Raw genomic sequence first — 19,051 nt, 5'->3', positions numbered from 1 at the left:
AAATGGGCGAAAATTGAAAACATATGTTAAAATTTAAGAGTTAAATTAACTAAATTAGTTAAAGAAAATGAGCGGGTATGATTAAAAAATCAATGGAAGTATTCAGAAATGCACGGGATCACGTCTATATTCAGTAAGTAAATGTGCCTGACTATTGATGAAAATTGATCATTAATTTAATTTATAAACCAACAAATATTAAGTGAAAACAAATACATAAGAATTTAAAAAAGGACTGTGACATATTAATATGACAAATCAAACGCCAATGATGCAACAGTATTTAAAAATCAAATCGCAATATCAAGATTGTCTCTTATTTTTTAGATTAGGAGACTTTTACGAAATGTTTTTCGAGGATGCTAAAGTTGCATCTAGAGTTTTAGAAATAACATTAACAAAACGTGACGCCAAAAAGGAAGATCCAATACCAATGTGTGGCGTACCTTATCATTCTGCGGATGGTTACATTGAAACGTTGATTAGTAATGGATATAAAGTAGCTATTTGTGAACAAATGGAAGATCCAAGGCAGACAAAAGGTATGGTTCGCCGTGAAGTGGTACGCATCGTTACACCTGGTACAGTGATGGACCAAGGCGGCGTTGATGAAAAGCAAAACAACTATATATTAAGTTTTATTCAAGGTGCATCAACATACGCATTAAGTTATTGTGATGTGTCTACAGGTGAATTGAAGGCTACTCATTTTGAAGATGAAGCGACATTAATTAATGAAATTACAACAATTAACCCTAATGAAATCGTTGTTAATGAAGAAATAGGTGAAACGTTAAAACGCCAAATTAGTTTGACTACGGAGACAATTACTGTGTTACCAGATATTTCTGATGCGAGTTATGAAGTTAATAATATGACGGAAACATATTTGTTTAATGCAACTCAACTATTATTAGATTATATCCATCATACGCAAAAAAGAGATTTATCACATATTGAAACTGTAATTAAGTACGAAGCGATTGACTTTATGAAAATGGATTTCTATGCAAAACGTAATTTAGAATTGACTGAAAGCATACGTTTGAAAACTAAAAAAGGTACATTGTTATGGTTAATGGATGAAACTAAAACACCTATGGGGGCTAGACGCTTAAAGCAATGGATTGATCGCCCGCTTATTCAAAAATCGCAAATCGAATCTCGTTTAGATACAGTTAGTCAATTTATAAATCATTTTATTGAAAGAGACACTTTACGTAATCATTTAAATCAAGTATATGATATTGAGAGATTAGTGGGACGTGTTAGCTATGGCAATGTCAATGCACGTGATTTGATTCAGTTAAAACATTCAATCTCAGAAATTCCAAATATTAAGCACTTATTAGAAGGTTTCGATGAACAAATGACTGCACAATTTAAAGCATTAGAACCTTTAGATGATTTATTAGTTTTATTAGAAGAAAGCTTAAAAGAAGAACCACCGATTTCAGTTAAAGAGGGCGGTCTGTTTAAAACAGGTTTTAACAGTGAATTAGATAGTTATTTAGAAGCTTCAAAAAATGGTAAAACATGGTTAGCAGAATTACAAGCCAAAGAACGCGAGAGAACTGGCATTAAATCACTTAAAATCAGTTTTAATAAAGTGTTTGGTTACTTTATTGAAATCACACGAGCTAACTTACAAGGTTTTGACCCGACAGCTTATGGTTATCACAGAAAGCAAACACTTTCAAATGCCGAACGTTTTATAACAGATGAGTTGAAAGAAAAAGAGGATATTATCTTAGGAGCTGAAGACAAAGCAATTGAATTAGAGTATCAATTGTTTGTAGCGCTTAGAGAACAAATTAAATCATATACAGAGCGATTACAAAAACAAGCAAAAGTGATATCAGAACTTGACTGTTTACAAAGTTTTGCAGAAATTGCTCAAAAATATAATTATGCACGACCTACTTTTAGTGAAGATAAAACGTTAGAACTTACCAATTCGAGACACCCTGTGGTAGAACGTGTAATGGATCATAATGACTACGTGCCTAATGATTGTGCACTTAATCAAGATACATTTATATATTTAATTACTGGTCCAAATATGTCAGGTAAATCCACTTATATGAGACAAGTAGCCATAATTAGTATCATGGCGCAGATGGGTGCTTATGTGCCATGTGAATCGGCAACCTTACCTGTTTTTGATCAAATTTTTACTAGAATTGGTGCTGCCGATGATCTAGTTTCAGGTAAAAGTACGTTTATGGTTGAAATGTTAGAAGCACAAAAAGCCCTTGCTCATGCTACTGAAGACAGCCTAATCATTTTTGATGAAATAGGACGTGGTACATCTACTTATGATGGTTTAGCATTAGCTCAAGCAATGATTGAGTATGTTGCACATACTTCGAATGCTAAGACGTTATTTTCAACACATTATCATGAATTAACTACGCTAGATCAGTCGTTGCCTTGTTTGAAAAATGTACATGTTGCAGCAAATGAATATAAAGGTGAATTGATATTCCTTCATAAAGTGAAAGATGGCGCAGTTGATGATAGTTATGGTATACAAGTAGCTAAATTAGCAAACTTACCAGATGCAGTGATTGATAGAGCGCAAGTCATATTAGATGATTTCGAACAAAGCAATAAACAAGAAACTAAAGTTGATGTTAATACCGTGGAATTAGAGCATAGTAGCAATGAGCCATTTAATGATTCAGTAAATGAGTCACGTGCAACGTACCAATCTCAAACACCAGATGCTAAGGAATCTGCTAGCCAAGAGCAAAGTCAATTTGAACAGGCGGCATTTGATTTATTCGATACATCTGCAAAACAAAGTGAAGTTGAAAATGAAATTAAAACATTGAACTTATCTAATATGACACCTATAGAAGCACTTGTGAAACTAAGTGAATTACAAAGACAATTGAAATAGAGGTGAAGTCAAATGGGTAAAATTAAAGAGTTACAGACATCATTAGCAAATAAAATTGCTGCTGGAGAAGTTGTTGAACGTCCAGGATCAGTAGTTAAAGAATTATTAGAGAATGCCATTGATGCCCAAGCGACCGAAATCAATATAGAAGTAGCGCAGTCAGGTGTTGAGTCTATCCGTGTAGTCGATAATGGTACAGGGATTGCCATAGATGATTTAGGGCTCGTATTTCATCGCCATGCTACGAGTAAATTAGATCAAGATGATGATTTGTTCCACATACGTACGTTAGGTTTCCGAGGAGAAGCCTTAGCAAGTATATCTTCAGTGTCGAAAGTGACACTGAAGACTTGTACAGATAATGAAGAAGGGCAAGAAATTTATGTTGAAAATGGTGAAATTCTTAATCAAAAACCAGCAAAAGCTAAACGTGGTACAGATATTTTAGTTGAATCACTATTTTATAATACACCTGCACGTCTCAAATATATTAAAAGTTTATATACAGAATTAGGTAAAATAACAGATATTGTGAATCGTATGGCAATGAGTCATCCTGATATACGTATTTCATTGATTTCTGATGGTAAGACTATCATTAAAACAAATGGCTCTGGCCGTACAAATGAAGTTATGGCTGAAATATATGGTATGAAAGTAGCTAAAGATTTAGTGCATATTACTGGAGATACGAGTGATTACCATTTAGAAGGTTATGTCGCAAAACCTGAGCACTCTAGAAGTAACAAACATTACATTTCTATTTTTATAAATGGTAGATATATTAAAAACTTTTTACTTAATAAGGCAATTCAGGAAGGTTATCATACGCTATTGATGATTGGCCGATTCCCTATTTGTTACATTAATATAGAAATGGACCCTATACTAGTAGATGTCAATGTACATCCGACGAAACTAGAAGTAAGACTTTCCAAAGAAGATCAACTCTTTGAATTAATAGTTGAAAAAATTCGTGAAGCATTTCAAGATCGTATTTTAATTCCGCAAAACGACATGGATAAAATCACTAAGAAAAATAAAGTGCTGGATAAATTTGAACAGCAAAAAATGGATTTTGAAAAACGTAAACAACAAAACGAACTTCAACAACCTCTTCGTGATGAGATACAAGCTTATGGAAGTCATGAAAATAATGACAATCATGAATCCAAATCGCAAACACAATTACAATATAATAATGAGAATACACATAATAATGATTTTCAATCAACTGTACAGGAAACAGAAGTCAATAATGACGATTATGCACAATCACAAAGAACATTATTAAATGAAATGGATACTTACGAACAAGCATCAACGCTTGATCAAAAGAACCGACACGAAACTTTTAACCAAGATGACATGGAGCAAGATATCGCAAGTCAAGATATCAAAGGTAGTATTAGTAAAGATGCCTCAAGACGTGTACCTTATATGGAAGTAGTTGGTCAAGTCCATGGTACATATATAATTGCTCAAAATGAACAAGGTATGTATATGATTGATCAACATGCTGCTCAAGAACGGATTAAATACGAGTACTTTAGAGAGAAAATTGGCGAAGTTTCAAATGAAATTCAAAATTTACTAATTCCTTTAACGTTCCATTTTTCAACAGACGAACTGATGATTATCAATCAACATAAAGAAGAATTAGACAAAGTTGGCGTGCATTTAGAACCATTTGGTGGTAATGATTATATAGTAGATAGTTATCCAGTTTGGTTCCCAGCATCCGAAGCGGAAGAAATTATAAAAGATATGATTGAATATGTATTAGAGCATAAGAAAGTTAATGTCAAAAAAATACGTGAAGAAGCTGCAATTATGATGAGTTGTAAACAATCTATTAAAGCCAATCACTATTTGAAAAATAATGAAATGGCTGATTTAGTTAATCAATTAAGAGAAACTGAAGATCCTTTTACTTGTCCACATGGCAGACCGATTATTATAAACTTTTCAAATTATGAATTAGAGCGACTGTTCAAACGAATTATCTAGGAGGTTAGTGGATGAAGCCACATATTTTACCAGCTATTCGATCAATGAAAGACTTGGAGAAAATGATACAAACGGATTATAAAGAATGTGTGTTACTAGATACACATATTGGACATGTTAAAAGCATCATGGAATTACTTAAGAAGAATAAAATTGAAACGTATATGCATATCGATTTGATTAAAGGTATGAGTCATGATGAATTTGCATGCGAATATATCATACAAAATTATCATCCTAAGGGTATAGTTTCTACTAAAACAAAGGTAATCAATAAGGCGAAATCATTGAATACAACGACTGTTTTTCGAGTCTTTATATTAGATAGTCATGCTTTATCACGCAGCATAGAGCTAATTAAACGTGTAGAGCCTGATTATGTAGAAGTATTACCTGGAATTGCCAGTAAAGCAATTCAAATTATTAATGAAGAAACAAATACTTCTGTAATAGCTGGAGGCTTAATTAACACAGTAGATGAAGTTGAAGTTGCGGTCGAAAATGGTGCTAAATATATTACCACAAGTGACAGACATTTATGGTAAGTCAATCGTACTTAATTAATTCAAATTAAAACAATTGCACAGCATTTTTCAAAAATTAATTCAAAAACAACAAATGAAATTCAAAAGTTAGCCATTTAAGCATTAGGTAATCTCATTGCCGCATTAAATGAGCTAACTTTTTTATAAAATTTTTAAAGGGGGATTAATGATGTTAAAACCGCAAAAGTTAAAACGGGGAGATACGGTTGCTATTGTATCGCTATCATCAGGTATCGCAGGTGATGATGCGATTATATGGAGAACATATCAAGGAATACAAAGGTTACAAGAGGTTTTCGGTTTGAAAGTAAAAATAATGCCACATGCACTAAAAGGCAGTGAGTTTATACAACAACATCCAGAATTGCGTGCCTCAGACCTAAATGAAGCTATAAGAGATAGAGAAGTTAAAGCGATTATAAGTTGTATTGGTGGAGATGATGCGATTAGGATATGGCCCTATGTAGATCGTGAAGCGCTCCAAAAATTCCCGAAAATTTTCTCAGGGTATTCATATTCAACAACAGTACATATGATGTTTTATAAAATGGGTATCACTAGTTTTTACGGTCCAGCGTTGTTAACAGATTTCGCAGAGAATATTAACATGGATTGTTATACGATAAAGGATATAGAAAACAATTGGTTTAATAGTGAGCCAATAGGTGAAGTGAGACCTGCAAAATATATTAGGCCTTATGGATTGAGTTGGGATGTTGAAAATAAAACCATAGCGAGACCGGTTATACAACAACAAGGATATATTTTCCTGCAAGGCCAAGGAAAAGTTAATATCAAAGGACACTTAATAGGTGGGAATTTGGAAACACTTGTAGATATTAAAGATTCTGAATTGTTTCCACAATTAAATGATTTTGAACAGGCTATTTTATTTTTAGAAACTTCAGAAGATATGCCTAATCCTGAAGAATTTAGAGACATGTTATTTCAATTGCTTAAAAAAGGAGTGTTCCATAGCGTTAACGGTATAATATTTGGTAAACCATTTAACAATACTTATTATGAGCAATATAAAAATGAAATACTGACATTTTTTAACATAGAATCGCTCAAGCAATTACCTATATTATATAATTTGTCATTTGGTCATAACGAACCTAAACATATATTGCCTTATGGTGTTGAAGCACAGATTAATTGCGAAACTAAACAATTTTTTATTACTGAAAATGCTGTTACTGAGGATTAATTTGTGACAAGATTTTAACAAAATGTTTGACAACGCTTACAAAATCGGTGTAAGATGAATTCAAGTTAATAATTAGAACAGAGATGGGAGATTTCTACAGTAATTAAACCGGTGGTTCGAAACTGGCTATAATTGTAGGGGTCTCTCTATCTATTTTTAGGAGGAGTCTCTATGAGTGTATATTTTGCTGAATTCTTGGGAACAGCAATATTGGTATTATTTGGGGGAGGCGTTTGTGCCAACGTCAATTTGAAAAAAAGTGCTGGTAACGGTGCGGATTGGATTGTTATTGCATTAGGTTGGGGGCTTGCAGTTACAATGGGAGTCTATGCTGTCGGTAATATTTCAGGCGCACATCTTAACCCCGCGGTAACACTTGCTTTCGCTATGGATGGTGCTTTAAGTTGGGGTATGGTACCAGGGTATATCATTTGCCAAATCCTAGGTGGTATTACTGGTGGTATCGTTGTTTGGTTAATGTATTTAGCACACTGGAAACAAACAGAAGATCAAGGAGCAAAATTAGGTGTATTCTCTACTGCGCCTGCGATTAAAAATTATTTTGCAAACTTCTTAAGTGAAATTATTGGTACTGCTGCTCTAACATTAGGCTTAATGTTTATCGGTATGAATAAAATCGCTGATGGTTTAAATCCATTAATCGTTGGTAGCTTGATTATTGCAATCGGTTTAAGTTTAGGTGGTCCAACAGGTTATGCGATTAATCCGGCTCGTGACTTAGGTCCACGTATTGCACATGCAATATTACCAATTGCAGGTAAAGGTAATTCGAATTGGAGTTATGCAATTGTACCTGTTTTAGGTCCTATCACAGGCGGAATGATCGGTGCTGTTATTTATAGATTAGTTTACAAAGGGGCATTTGATATGATGTCAGTCGTAGCAATCGTATTACTAATAATTACAATTGCTCTTGGTATTGTGTTAAATAAATCTAAAAGTGCAAAAGGTATCGAATCGGTTTATTAATTACGTTTCAACAGTCCTGTTTATAAGTTAAAATATAAACAGGCTTTATAATATATAAATATAAGTAACAAAAGCATGTTTGTAGAGTAAGATATTTGGCAATGTGTAAATTAGACGTGTAAAGTGTCAAATTTTACATACACTATGTGGAAAGCGAACATGATAAAAGGGAGATTATAATTATGGAAAAATATATCTTATCAATTGACCAAGGAACTACAAGTTCAAGAGCAATTCTTTTTGACCAAGATGGAAAAATCAAAGGTGTAGCACAACGCGAATTTAAACAATTCTTCCCTAAATCAGGTTGGGTAGAACACGATGCAAATGAAATTTGGACATCAGTTTTAGCGGTTATCGCTGAAGTTTTAAATGAAGAAAATGTCGGTGCAGATCAAATCGCCAGTATCGGTATTACGAACCAACGTGAAACAACAGTAGTATGGGACAAAGCAACATCACGTCCTATCTACCATGCAATTGTATGGCAATCTCGTCAAACTCAAGGCATTTGTCAAGATTTGAAGGATCAAGGTCTAGAAGATAAATTCCGTGAGAAAACAGGTTTATTATTAGATCCTTATTTTGCTGGTACAAAGGTAAAATGGATATTAGATAATGTTGAAGGTGCGAGAGAAAAAGCTGATAATGATGAACTATTATTCGGAACAATTGATTCGTGGTTAGTTTGGAAATTATCTGGTGGTAAAGCACATATTACAGATTATACAAATGCAAGCCGTACATTAATCTATAACATTCACGACCTAGAGTGGGATCAAGAATTGCTTGATATTTTAGAAATTCCTAATTCTATGCTACCTGAAGTGAAAGCATCAAGTGAAGTCTATGCAAATACTATTGATTATCACTTCTTCGGTAAAGAAGTACCTATTTCTGGTATTGCTGGTGACCAACAAGCAGCTTTATTTGGACAAGCTTGTTTTAATCGTGGTGACGTGAAAAATACTTACGGTACTGGTGGATTCATGTTGATGAATACTGGTGAAGAAGCGGTTACATCTAAGAGTGGTTTGTTAACAACTATTGCATATGGAATAGATGGTAAAGTGAATTATGCACTTGAGGGTTCTATTTTCGTATCTGGTTCTGCAATTCAATGGTTACGTGATGGTCTTAGAATGATTAATTCTGCCCCACAATCAGAAAATTACGCAGAGCGAGTTGAATCTTCAGAAGGTGTATATGTCGTACCGGCGTTTGTTGGTTTAGGTACACCTTATTGGGATGCAGAAGCACGAGGTGCAATCTTCGGCTTAACACGCGGTACAGAAAAAGAACATTTCATCCGTGCAACGTTAGAGTCATTATGTTATCAAACGCGTGATGTATTAGAAGCAATGGAAAAAGATTCTGACATTACAGTAAATAATCTACGTGTTGATGGTGGCGCTGTAAAAAATAATTTCATAATGCAATTCCAAGCTGATTTATTAAACGTTGGTGTAGAACGCCCAGAGATTAATGAAACGACAGCTTTAGGTGCTGCATACTTAGCAGGACTTGCTGTAGGATTCTGGGATAGTAAAGATGAAATTGCCAATCGTTGGAAACTTGAAAAAGACTTTACACCGAATATGGAAGATAAAGAAAGAGAAAAATTATATAAAGGCTGGAAAAAAGCTGTAGAAGCAACTCAAGTCTTTAAATTAGAAGATGAATAAAAAAATAGACTAAAAGTTGTTATGTATGCTACAATATGGGTAAGTTAATAATACAGAGATGAGAAATGAGAGATTCAGTTCGTACAATTATATATGTATGGGATGAGTCTCTCTTTTTTTATTATTTTAGGAGGCCTAGTTTTTATGAGTTTATCAACATTAAAAAGAGAACAGATCAAGAAAGATTTGAAAAATAAAGATTTTGACGTTGTCATTATTGGTGGCGGTATTACTGGAGCAGGTATTGCTTTAGATGCTAGTCAAAGAGGTATGAAAGTTGCTTTAGTAGAAATGCAAGACTTTGCACAAGGTACAAGCTCACGTTCTACTAAATTAGTACATGGTGGCTTACGTTACTTGAAACAACTTCAAGTTGGAGTGGTAGCAGAAACTGGTCGTGAACGTGCAATTGTATACGAAAACGGACCACACGTAACAACACCTGAGCGTATGCTTTTGCCAATGCACAAAGGCGGTTCAATGGGTAAATTCACTACTGCTATCGGTTTAACAATGTATGATAGATTAGCTGGTGTTAAAAAAGCAGAACGCAAAACAATGCTAAATGCTAAAGAAACATTAGAAAAAGAACCACTTGTTAAAAAATCTGGTCTTAAAGGTGGCGGTTCTTACGTTGAGTATCGTACTGATGACGCGCGTTTAACAATAGAAGTTATGAAACGTGCAGAAGAAAAAGGCGCAACGATTATTAACCATACAAAATCTGTTCATTTCACTTATGATTCCAATGAACAAGTTAATGGTATTCAAGTAGAAGATCAAATTAACAATGAAACTTATCCAGTTAAAGCTAAAAAAGTTATCAATGCAAGTGGTCCATGGGTAGACGAAGTTCGCAGTGGTGACTATGCAAGAAATAATAAACAATTACGCTTAACTAAAGGTGTTCACATTGTTATTGATCAATCTAAATTCCCATTAGGTCAAGCTGTTTATTTCGATACTGAAAAAGATGGCCGTATGATTTTTGCTATACCACGTGAAGGTAAAGCATATGTAGGTACAACAGATACATTCTACAATAACGACAAAGCTTCACCACTTGCTACACAAGAAGACAGAGATTACTTAATTGATGCAATTAATTACATGTTCCCAGATGTAGACGTTAAAGATGAAGACATTGAATCATCATGGGCTGGAATTAGACCATTAATTTTAGAAGAAGGTAAAGACCCATCTGAAATTTCTCGTAAAGATGAAGTTTGGGAAGGTAAATCAGGCCTATTAACAATTGCTGGTGGTAAATTAACTGGTTACCGTCACATGGCTTTAGAAATTGTAGATCTATTATCAAAACGCTTGAAAGAACAATATGGTATGAAATTTGCTAAATGTGCTACAAAACATTTAACAATTTCTGGTGGAGATGTTGGTGGTAGTAAAAACTTTGAACAATTCATCGACCAAAAAGTTGAAGAAGCTAAATCATATCAAATAGATGAAGCAACAGCGCGTCACTTTGCTTCTAAATATGGTTCTAATGCTGAAGAATTGTTTAAAATTGCACAAACAGCGCAACATCAAGATACTGGATTGCCATTAGACATTTATACGGAATTAATTTATTCAATACAAAATGAAATGGTGTACCGTCCAACAGACTTCTTTATTCGTCGTACGGGTAAACTTTATTTCAAAATTGATGATGTATTAAATTATAAAGAGCAAGTGATTGAAGTTATGAGCGACTTATTAGGTTATACTAATATTCAGAAAGAAGCTTATACAAAAGAATTACAAATTGCTATTGATGAAGCACAAACTGGTAACCAACAACCAGCAGAAAAAGAATAATCATTTAAGCTTTTGTGCTACAAAGTTTATAAGAAAAGCAGCTACTGACTCTATTATGTTGGTAGCTGCTTTTTATGCTATAGAAAATGTCACTTATCACTAAACGCTTAGCATAGTATTTGATAACATGATATTTTGAAGGTATATTGTATAATATAGATAATGATAATCGTATGGTATGGGAGGCTAAACACATGAGTAAAAACGAATTTAAAATAACAGTTTCAGACGGGACAATGCTAGAAGTTAAATTGGATAAGGCTAAAAATGAAACGATTGGTATCGTGCATTTACTTCATGGCATGGCTGAGCATATGGATAGATACGATCATCTAGTTGAATCGTTAAATCAACAAGGCTATGATGTATTACGTCATAATCATAGAGGTCATGGTAAAGAAATTGACAATAGTGAAAGGGGACATATTGATCATATGTCACAAGTAGCTGATGATACATATGAAATAGCACAAACAATGTGTGCACATTATTATAATATACCTTACATTGTAATCGGACACTCTATGGGGTCAATTATTGCACGCATTTTTGTTCAAAACTATCCCGATGCTGCACAAGGGGTAATTTTATCAGGAACTACACAATATCCTAAGTATAAAGCTGCATTGTTAAGAATCATTTTGAAATTAATTACGCTAATTACAGGAAAAAAACGGCGTTTAAATTGGTTGAATCGTATGATGTATAGAACATTTAATAAAAATATAGTCAATCAGCAAACAACAAGTGATTGGTTATCTAGCGATCCTAAAGAGGTGGAACAATTTATCAAAGATCCTTACACTGGTTTCTTGGTATCTAACCAATTGATTTACGAAACAATGAAACATATGTTACTCACAAGTAGCAGTAAAAATATGAAAAAGCTTAATCCAAATCTTCCGATTTTATTAATATCTGGCAAAGAAGATCCATTAAGTGAATATGGCAAGGGGATAAGAAAATTAGGAAATTTATATAAAAAAGCAGGGGTTAAGCATATCACTGTACACTTATATAAAAATAAGAGACATGAAGTATTATTTGAGCAAGGTTATACAGAAACATGGCAACATATGTATGAGTGGATAGAAAAACAAATTTTAAAAAAGTACAAATAGAAAAAGAGAGTTGATACACGTGCAAAGCGACAAACCATTTTTAATCGTATTAGTAGGACCAACAGCTGTGGGGAAAACAGAATTTAGCATTGAATTAGCGAAGAAAGTGGACGGTGAAATTATTAGTGGTGATTCAATGCAAGTTTATAAACAAATGGATATTGGAACTGCTAAAATTACGCAAGACGAGATGTCAGGTATCCCTCATCATATGATTGATATTTTAGAACCGGATGAAAACTTTTCAGCATATGAATTTAAAAATAGAGCACAACGGTTAATTAAAGAGATTACAGCAAGAGGACGTGTGCCTATAATTGCAGGCGGTACGGGTCTATATATTCAATCGCTTATCTATAATTATGACTTTGAAGATGAAACTATTTCTGAACAAAAAAGTTTAGAAATTGAAGCAAAGTTATCTGAGCTTGATCAATTATCAAATGAGGCGTTGCATCAATACTTAGCGACTTTTGATGAGGTGTCTGCACAAGATATACACCCAAATAATCGAAAAAGAGTTAGAAGAGCGATACAATATTATTTAAAAACGAAAAAACTTTTAAGTTCTCGCAAGAAAGTACAACAATTTACTGAAAATTATGATACATTATTATTAGGGATAGAAATGTCGCGTGACATATTATATCAAAGAATTAATAAACGCGTAGATATAATGTTGGAACGTGGATTAGTTAGTGAAGTGCAACAACTCGTTGATAATGGATATGAAACGAGTCAAAGTATGCAAGCGATAGGATACAAAGAAATTGTACCGGTCATCAAACAAGAATTAAGTTTAGATGAAGCAACTGAAAAATTAAAACAACATTCTAGAAATTACGCTAAGCGACAAATGACTTGGTTTAAAAACAAGCTCGACGTGTTGTGGTTAGATAGAGAGAGAAAGTCACTATCATTGATGTTAGAAGAGGTTTCAGTCCAAATACAGAAAAGGAGAACATAATATGAATACAACAGAGAACATCCAAGATAAATTCCTTGGGCAATTTAAGGCTGATCAGACGAAGGTAGTTGTGTTTTTAGTGAATGGTTTTCAAATGAAAGGTATTATCGAAGATTATGATAAGTATTTAGTATGCTTATTATCACAAGGTAAACAGCATTTGATTTACAAACATGCGATCAGTACATTTACGATTGACGATTCAAACACTGATGAGGAAGCATAAATACTACGTTTTAGAAATTTACATTTAATATGATACTTTATGTATAAAGTAGAAGAGACAGGGTATAAATAGTTCTGTCTTAAGTATGAACGCCAGTTACTATTGAGATGCAATAGAAACTGGCGTTTTTTCGTTTTTTGAAAATATATGGCTTATGACCTACGCTTACGCTTATACTTGATATTATGCTAGTCAAAATAAGTTTTTTGATTTTAATTATAAACTGCATTATAAGATATGCTCAATTTATATGCTAAACAAGTATGCAAATTTAAAGTAGTGAGATTTGTGTGTAAAAAGGACTAATCCATTTTTGATAACTGGATTAGTCCTTTTTGAGATAGAGTATTTAAGTCCCTATCTTTCGTGTTTTATCATAAGTAGTGATTACTAAATCTATATCAATCCGCGGTTTAAAATGTAATTTATCAAATTGTATAGTATGAAAATAAGCTTATGCTTTTAAAAATAATTCGAATATTTATTGATAGGCTTATTCTAACTGTTTCAAGTTATATTAAAGTAGTGCTTCAATCTCAGATTCAATTTGAGTTGGTTTCTTCTGCGGGGAGAAGCGGTGAACGACGTTTCCTTGTTTATCAACTAAGAATTTTGTGAAATTCCATTTAATTTTTTCGTTGAATAACCCATTTTGGGCTTCTGTTAAAAATTTATAAAGTGGGTGTTGATTTTCCCCTTTAACATCTATTTTTTCATGCATTGGAAAAGAAACGCCGTAATTAATTTTGCAATTTTGTGTTGCTTCTTCACCGCTACCAGGTTCTTGGCCACCAAACTGGTTACATGGGAATCCTAAGACGATGAAATCTTGATCTTTATATTTCTCATACAATGCTTGTAAACCTTCAAACTGGGGTGTGAATCCACATTCACTAGCAGTATTCACAATCAGCATAACTTTATCTTTATATGTGTCTAATTGATACGTTTCTCCATTTGGCTGTTGAACTTCTATGTCATATATAGTCATTTTAATTCACCTCTTATTATTAATTTAACACAATTTGAGTTTATAGTCTTTATATTGGCACTATGATAGAATGACTAAGAAAACTTGGAAAAGAGGTGCATGTAATGACCCAATATCAAACGCATACAACCGAACAAAAATTAGAGACAGCAATAATGGTTGGAGTACATGCTCAAACAGACAATGATTTTAATTTCGAATCTACGATGGAAGAGTTAGCATCTCTTTCCAGAACCTGTCAATTGGATGTTCAAGAGCAATTTACTCAAAATAGAATAAACGTTGATAACAAATATTATGTTGGTAAAGGTAAATTAGATGAGATAAAAGCATATGTTGAATTTCATGATATTGACGTTATTGTTGCGAACGATGAATTGACCACAGCGCAATCTAAGACGCTTAACGGTAATTTAAATGTTAAAATCATTGATAGAACACAGCTTATATTAGAAATTTTTGCTTTAAGAGCACGTAGTAAAGAAGGGAAATTACAAGTAGAATTAGCTCAATTAGATTACTTAATGCCTAGGTTGCAAGGACACGGGAGAAGTTTATCGCGTTTAGGTGGCGGAATCGGTACAAGAGGTCCTGGTGAAACAAAGCTTGAAATGGATCGCAGACACATAAGAACGAGAATGAATGAAATCAAGCATCAGTTAGAAACTGTAGTAGAGCATCGTGAACGTTATCGTAACAAACGTGAACAAAATCATGTATTTCAAGTTGCGCTGGTTGGCTACACTAATGCTGGTAAATCATCTTGGTTTAACGCATTAGCTAAAGAAACAACATATGAAAAGAATTTGTTGTTTGCAACGCTTGACCCTAAAACGAGACAAATTCAAATTAACGATGGGTTTAATCTCATTATTTCTGATACGGTTGGTTTTATACAAAAACTACCAACAACGCTCATAGCTGCTTTTAAATCAACGTTAGAAGAAGCTAAAAATGCAGACTTACTTTTACATGTAGTAGACAGTAGCCATCCAGAATACCGAGCGCAATATGATACAGTGAATCAAATCATTGGTGATTTAGAAATGGGACAAATCCCTCAAGCGATTATCTTTAATAAAAAAGATTTACATGAAGGAACATTGCCAGCTACAAATAAACCACATGTTTTTGTTTCAAGCAAAGAACAAGAAGATGTAGAAAAGGTTAAAGCACTTTTATATAATGAAGTGAAAAAAGTATTAACTTATTATGAGGAGCATGTACTGAGTTCAGATGCCGATCGTTTATATTTTTTAAAGCAAAATACATTAGTGTCTGAATTGAATTTTAATGAAACAACTGCGACTTATGAAGTGAAAGGTTATAAAAAAGAGTAGAAGGAAGTAATGATTAATGGAAGAGATGAAACAACTGATTGCAGAAACTGAAGAAACATTAGCACCTTATTTTAAATATATTGAAGAGGTTGCCTATGAGAACCAAGAAAAAGTATTAAATGCTTTTCATGCAGTCAAAGCAACAGAAAACGACTTACAAGGTACTACAGGCTACGGTTATGATGACTTAGGTCGAGATCACCTTGAAGCAATTTATGCACATGCTTTTAAAGCAGAAGATGCCATTGTAAGGCCTCAAATTATCTCTGGTACACACGCGATTACAATTGCCTTGCAGAGTGTGTTGAAATATGGAGACGAACTTTTATATATTACAGGGAACCCATATGATACATTGCTAGAAGTAATAGGTATTAATGGTAATGGGATAGAAAGTTTGAGAGAACATGGTGTGAGTTATGATAAAGTCGATTTAAAAGAGGGCGACATCGATATTCAAGCTGTGTTTAAACAAATTAAACCACAAACAAAAGTAATTGCTATCCAAAGATCGAAAGGTTACGATCAACGTCCTTCAATTAAATTAGATTTAATCGAACAGGCAATACAACAAATAAAAGCGCAATATCCGGATATAATCATTTTTGTAGATAATTGCTACGGTGAATTTGTTGAGAAACGTGAGCCTATTGAATGTGGTGCAGACTTAATTGCAGGATCATTGATTAAAAATCCAGGTGGTGGCTTGGCAAAAATTGGTGGTTATATTGCAGGTGAAAAATCGCTAGTCGAAAGATGTGGTTATCGATTAACAGCACCAGGTATAGGTAAAGAAGCAGGCGCTTCGCTAAATTCACTTCAGGAAATGTATCAAGGATTCTTTCTTGCACCACATGTAGTAAGCCAAAGTTTAAAAGGTGCATTGTTTACTAGTTTGTTATTAGAGAAAATGGACATGCGTACGGCACCACGCTATGACGTTGATAGAACTGATTTGATACAAACTGTGTCATTTGATACAAAAGAACAAATGATTCTATTTTGCCAAAGTATCCAACAAGCTTCTCCAATAAATGCACATTTCAGTCCAGAACCTGCTTACATGCCTGGTTATGAAGATGATGTAATCATGGCGGCAGGCACCTTTGTGCAAGGGTCTTCTATAGAACTGTCGGCAGATGGCCCGATAAGATCACCGTATGAAGTGTATGTCCAGGGTGGTTTAACATATGAACACGTTAAATTAGCTGTTACTAGAGCGGCACAAAAATTAAAAACACAACAACTTGTATAAATAATAACTATTTACCATATATTTTATTTTATGATGAACTGATATTGAGTACTAATTTTAGGAATCATAGGTAAAATGTATGGTATTTTTTTGAAAAAATTTAAGGAATTTTCTAAAAACTTAGCTGATTAATGGATTGAAAGTGTTTTGAGAGTAGTTATAGCAAGGGATTCAAAGTGATGTAAGGAAACCTAACATATCTTTGAATTAATTTAGTTATTATGCTAAATTTATTACAAGTTCAAAAATAGAGGTGATCGGATTGAAGTCAAATGATACATTAAGACGAAGTATGCCGGTTTTCCCTATGAGTGTTGTAACAAAATTAAGCGAATTGACTGCAAGACAAATTCGTTATTATGAAACACATGAACTGCTTAAACCACATAGATCAGACGGGAACAAAAGACTATTTTCATTAAATGATTTGGAACGACTTTTAGAAATTAAAAGCTTAATTGAAAAAGGTTTTAATATAAAAGGAATTAAACAAATTATAAAAAATGATCAAGATCACCTGACTGATGATGAACAAGAAACAAGAAAACAAATGATAGTTGAAGCCACTCAGAAACCGCAGCGAGAAGCAATTCCGATAAACCGTGGAGATTTATCACGCTTTATCAAATAAAATAATGGGGGACATTTACAATGCCAAAACGTTCATTTACCAAAGAAGATATTCATAAGTTTGCTAAGGAAGAAAATGTAAGATATCTAAGATTGCAATTTACTGATATTTTAGGAGTTATTAAAAACGTTGAAGTACCAGTTAGTCAATTAGAAAAAGTTTTAGATAACGAAATGATGTTTGATGGTTCTTCAATCGAAGGATTCGTACGTATCGAAGAATCGGATATGTACCTATACCCTGATTTAGATACATGGGTTATTTTCCCATGGACTGCTGGGCAAGGTAAAGTTGCTCGTTTAATTTGTGATGTATACAAAACAGACGGTACACCATTTGAAGGTGACCCTCGTGCAAACTTAAAACGTGTGTTAAATGATATGAAAGAGTTAGGATTCTCAGAATTAAACTTAGGACCTGAACCTGAATTCTTCTTATTCAAATTAGATGAAAAAGGTGAGCCAACATTAGAACTAAATGATGATGGTGGTTATTTCGATTTAGCACCAACAGATTTAGGTGAAAATTGTCGTCGTGACATCGTATTAGAGTTAGAAGATATGGGCTTTGACATTGAAGCGAGTCACCACGAGGTTGCACCAGGACAACATGAAATTGACTTTAAATACGCAGATGCGATTACAGCATGTGATAATATCCAAACATTTAAACTAGTTGTAAAAACAATTGCTCGTCAACATAACCTACACGCAACATTTATGCCAAAACCATTATTCGGCGTGAACGGTAGCGGTATGCACTTTAACATGTCATTGTTTAAAGGCAAAGAGAATGCATTCTTTGATCCAGATGGTGATATGCAAATGACTAAAGATGCGTTCCACTTTGTTGCAGGTATCTTGAAAAATGCACGTGGATTTACAGGTGTATGTAATCCGTTAGTAAACTCATATAAACGTTTAGTTCCAGGTTATGAAGCGCCTTGTTATATTGCATGGAGTGGTAAAAACCGTTCTCCATTAATCCGCGTACCATCATCTCGTGGATTATCAACACGTGTTGAAGTACGTTCAGTCGATCCAGCAGCAAATCCATACTTAGCATTAGCAGCAATCTTACAAGCTGGTTTAGATGGTATTAAAAATAAATTAGAAGTACCAGAACCAGTTAACCAAAACATTTATGAGATGAACCGTGAAGAACGTGAAGCAGTTGGCATTGAAGATTTACCTTCAACTTTATATACAGCAATTAAAGCTATGAAGAACAATGAACCAATTAAACAAGCACTTGGTAATCATATTTATCACCAATTCATTAATTCTAAATCAATTGAATGGGATTACTACAGAACTCAAGTTTCTGAATGGGAAAGAGAACAATATATCAAACAATA

General features: G+C 33.7%; 15 protein-coding genes. 14 read left to right on the top strand and 1 reads right to left on the bottom strand.

All coding sequences use genetic code 11. The annotated features are described in order from the left end of the window. The first annotated feature begins 250 nt into the window (after window positions 1-250). The 10 genes from mutS to hfq all read left to right on the top strand — a co-directional run bounded on the left by mutS (window position 251) and on the right by hfq (window position 13,477). Entirely contained in the window at window positions 251-2,905 is a 2,655-nt protein-coding gene (gene mutS, locus D9V42_RS09920) for a DNA mismatch repair protein MutS (RefSeq protein ID WP_122064769.1), read from the top strand. Window positions 2,906-2,917: 12 nt separating this feature from the next. Next, window positions 2,918-4,915, top strand: coding sequence for a DNA mismatch repair endonuclease MutL (gene mutL, locus D9V42_RS09915; RefSeq protein ID WP_122064766.1), 1,998 nt, complete (start codon window positions 2,918-2,920; stop codon window positions 4,913-4,915). An 11-nt stretch (window positions 4,916-4,926) separates the two neighbouring features. Continuing rightward, window positions 4,927-5,460: a glycerol-3-phosphate responsive antiterminator gene (locus D9V42_RS09910; RefSeq protein WP_122064764.1), complete on the top strand. Its 534-nt coding sequence runs from the start codon at window positions 4,927-4,929 to the stop codon at window positions 5,458-5,460. A gap of 169 nt (window positions 5,461-5,629) precedes the next feature. Further along, window positions 5,630-6,670, top strand: coding sequence for a S66 family peptidase (locus tag D9V42_RS09905; protein ID WP_122064762.1), 1,041 nt, complete (start codon window positions 5,630-5,632; stop codon window positions 6,668-6,670). Between the two features lie 171 nt (window positions 6,671-6,841). Further along, complete coding sequence (locus D9V42_RS09900) at window positions 6,842-7,660, top strand: MIP/aquaporin family protein (protein WP_122064760.1); 819 nt, start codon at window positions 6,842-6,844, stop codon at window positions 7,658-7,660. 182 nt (window positions 7,661-7,842) lie between these two features. After that, a complete protein-coding gene (gene glpK / locus D9V42_RS09895; RefSeq protein ID WP_107530911.1) occupies window positions 7,843-9,345 on the top strand; it encodes a glycerol kinase GlpK in 1,503 nt (500 codons plus the stop codon). A 144-nt stretch (window positions 9,346-9,489) separates the two neighbouring features. Beyond that, on the top strand, window positions 9,490-11,163 hold the full coding sequence (locus tag D9V42_RS09890) for a glycerol-3-phosphate dehydrogenase/oxidase (protein WP_107530910.1): 1,674 nt from the start codon (window positions 9,490-9,492) through the stop codon (window positions 11,161-11,163). Between the two features lie 194 nt (window positions 11,164-11,357). Next, entirely contained in the window at window positions 11,358-12,284 is a 927-nt protein-coding gene (locus tag D9V42_RS09885) for an alpha/beta hydrolase (RefSeq protein ID WP_107554867.1), read from the top strand. A 19-nt stretch (window positions 12,285-12,303) separates the two neighbouring features. After that, complete coding sequence (miaA, locus tag D9V42_RS09880; protein WP_107554868.1) at window positions 12,304-13,251, top strand: tRNA (adenosine(37)-N6)-dimethylallyltransferase MiaA; 948 nt, start codon at window positions 12,304-12,306, stop codon at window positions 13,249-13,251. A 1-nt stretch (window position 13,252) separates the two neighbouring features. Continuing rightward, window positions 13,253-13,477, top strand: coding sequence for an RNA chaperone Hfq (gene hfq / locus D9V42_RS09875; protein WP_107554869.1), 225 nt, complete (start codon window positions 13,253-13,255; stop codon window positions 13,475-13,477). A gap of 517 nt (window positions 13,478-13,994) precedes the next feature. Here the strand turns inward: hfq and D9V42_RS09870 are convergent. Further along, complete coding sequence (locus D9V42_RS09870) at window positions 13,995-14,468, bottom strand: glutathione peroxidase (protein ID WP_107554870.1); 474 nt, start codon at window positions 14,466-14,468, stop codon at window positions 13,995-13,997. A gap of 104 nt (window positions 14,469-14,572) precedes the next feature. Here D9V42_RS09870 and hflX point away from each other — a divergent pair, with 104 nt between their 5' ends. The 4 genes from hflX to glnA form a co-directional block, all read left to right on the top strand. Further along, a complete protein-coding gene (gene hflX, locus D9V42_RS09865; protein ID WP_122064758.1) occupies window positions 14,573-15,808 on the top strand; it encodes a GTPase HflX in 1,236 nt (411 codons plus the stop codon). A gap of 16 nt (window positions 15,809-15,824) precedes the next feature. Next, a complete protein-coding gene (locus tag D9V42_RS09860; RefSeq protein ID WP_122064756.1) occupies window positions 15,825-17,063 on the top strand; it encodes a methionine gamma-lyase family protein in 1,239 nt (412 codons plus the stop codon). 262 nt (window positions 17,064-17,325) lie between these two features. Beyond that, window positions 17,326-17,694, top strand: a complete 369-nt coding sequence (locus tag D9V42_RS09855; protein WP_017724349.1) for a MerR family transcriptional regulator — start codon at window positions 17,326-17,328, stop codon at window positions 17,692-17,694. 20 nt (window positions 17,695-17,714) lie between these two features. Further along, window positions 17,715-19,051 (top strand): type I glutamate--ammonia ligase (gene glnA / locus D9V42_RS09850; RefSeq protein ID WP_122064754.1); only part of this gene is annotated, 1,337 nt, incomplete at its 3' end.

The sequence above is a fragment of the Staphylococcus pseudoxylosus genome (assembly GCF_003697915.1).
Taxonomy (GTDB): domain Bacteria; phylum Bacillota; class Bacilli; order Staphylococcales; family Staphylococcaceae; genus Staphylococcus; species Staphylococcus pseudoxylosus.
Note: the sequence above shows the minus strand (reverse complement) of the source record. Positions and strands in the feature narration are given on the sequence as shown.

What these genes read in the sequence shown, in the direction of transcription:
- mutS (WP_122064769.1), top strand. Translation starts at nt 251, where the DNA reads ATGACAAATCAAACGCCAATGATGCAACAGTATTTAAAAATCAAATCG.
- mutL (WP_122064766.1), top strand. Translation starts at nt 2,918, where the DNA reads ATGGGTAAAATTAAAGAGTTACAGACATCATTAGCAAATAAAATTGCT.
- D9V42_RS09910 (WP_122064764.1), top strand. Translation starts at nt 4,927, where the DNA reads ATGAAGCCACATATTTTACCAGCTATTCGATCAATGAAAGACTTGGAG.
- D9V42_RS09905 (WP_122064762.1), top strand. Translation starts at nt 5,630, where the DNA reads ATGTTAAAACCGCAAAAGTTAAAACGGGGAGATACGGTTGCTATTGTA.
- D9V42_RS09900 (WP_122064760.1), top strand. Translation starts at nt 6,842, where the DNA reads ATGAGTGTATATTTTGCTGAATTCTTGGGAACAGCAATATTGGTATTA.
- glpK (WP_107530911.1), top strand. Translation starts at nt 7,843, where the DNA reads ATGGAAAAATATATCTTATCAATTGACCAAGGAACTACAAGTTCAAGA.
- D9V42_RS09890 (WP_107530910.1), top strand. Translation starts at nt 9,490, where the DNA reads ATGAGTTTATCAACATTAAAAAGAGAACAGATCAAGAAAGATTTGAAA.
- D9V42_RS09885 (WP_107554867.1), top strand. Translation starts at nt 11,358, where the DNA reads ATGAGTAAAAACGAATTTAAAATAACAGTTTCAGACGGGACAATGCTA.
- hfq (WP_107554869.1), top strand. Translation starts at nt 13,253, where the DNA reads ATGAATACAACAGAGAACATCCAAGATAAATTCCTTGGGCAATTTAAG.
- D9V42_RS09870 (WP_107554870.1), bottom strand. Translation starts at nt 14,468, where the DNA reads ATGACTATATATGACATAGAAGTTCAACAGCCAAATGGAGAAACGTAT.
- hflX (WP_122064758.1), top strand. Translation starts at nt 14,573, where the DNA reads ATGACCCAATATCAAACGCATACAACCGAACAAAAATTAGAGACAGCA.
- D9V42_RS09860 (WP_122064756.1), top strand. Translation starts at nt 15,825, where the DNA reads ATGGAAGAGATGAAACAACTGATTGCAGAAACTGAAGAAACATTAGCA.